Source organism: Streptococcus sp. UBA4344 (assembly GCF_002393675.1).
Lineage (GTDB): Bacteria > Bacillota > Bacilli > Lactobacillales > Streptococcaceae > Streptococcus > Streptococcus vicugnae.
The window spans coordinates 1-985 of the sequence record NZ_DGTE01000021.1 but is presented as its reverse complement, the minus strand read 5'-3'; the positions used below and the strand labels follow the sequence as shown (position 1 = coordinate 985).

Genomic DNA, 985 nt, shown 5'->3' with positions numbered 1-985 from the left:
CTTTGCCGCTGGTATGAGTGGTGGTGTTGCTTACGTTTATGATGTAAATGGTGACTTTGCTGAAAAAGTAAACCGTCAAATGGTTGATCTTTACAAAGTTGGTGAAACACGTGGTGATGATGTCTTGGTAGATATGATTCAAAAACACTACGAATACACTGGTAGTGCTAAAGCTAAACGTTTGCTTGATAACTGGGCACAAGAAGTTGATAAATTTGTTAAAGTTTACCCAACTGAATTCCATGAAATCAATAATATTGAGTATGCTCTTGCCAACACTGGTTTAGAAGGTAATGAACTTGAATTGCGTACTTTCGAAATTGCAACTGGTGGTGCAGAAACAGCTGCAGAAAAAGAAGAACTTCTCGCACAAGTAACAGGGGGTAAATAAAATGGCTAATCCGTTTGGATTTTTGAAATACGATCGAAAAGATAATCCGTTTCGTCCTGTTGCTGAACGCATCTTGGACTTTGAAGAATTACAAGTTCCATTGTCAGAAGAAGAACGCCAAAAACAAGCTGCGCGTTGCATGTCTTGTGGGATTCCTTTCTGTCATTCAGGTCAATTTTACGGTGGTGGACGTGCGGTTTCAGGTTGTCCAAACGACAACTTGATTCCGGAATGGAATGACTTGGTTTACAAAGGCGACTATAAGCGCGCATTTGAGCGTCTTTCACGCACTAACCCGTTTCCAGAAATGACTGGACGTGTTTGTCCAGCACCGTGTGAAAAAGGCTGTACAGAAGGTCTTAATGGCTCTGGAGTTACTATCCATGATAATGAACGCTTTATCATTGATACTGCATTTGAAAATGGTTGGGTTGAAGAATCTGGTCGCCCAACTTATCGTACTGGATTTAAAGTTGCTGTTATTGGTTCAGGACCTGCGGGACTTTCAACTGCATGGCGCCTTAACAAACTTGGTCATAGTGTAACAGTATATGAACGTAGTGATCGTTTTGGTGGACTTTTGATGTACGGTAT

2 protein-coding genes are annotated in these 985 nt (G+C 41.1%); both read left to right on the top strand.

Going from position 1 to position 985, the window contains the following annotated elements; all coding sequences use genetic code 11:
• Positions 1 to 391, top strand: a 391-nt coding sequence (locus B4D49_RS04305) for a hypothetical protein (RefSeq protein ID WP_286783359.1), incomplete at its 5' end; no start/stop codon positions are given.
• A gap of 1 nt (position 392) precedes the next feature.
• Positions 393 to 985 (top strand): FAD-dependent oxidoreductase (locus B4D49_RS04300; protein WP_286783358.1); only part of this gene is annotated, 593 nt, incomplete at its 3' end.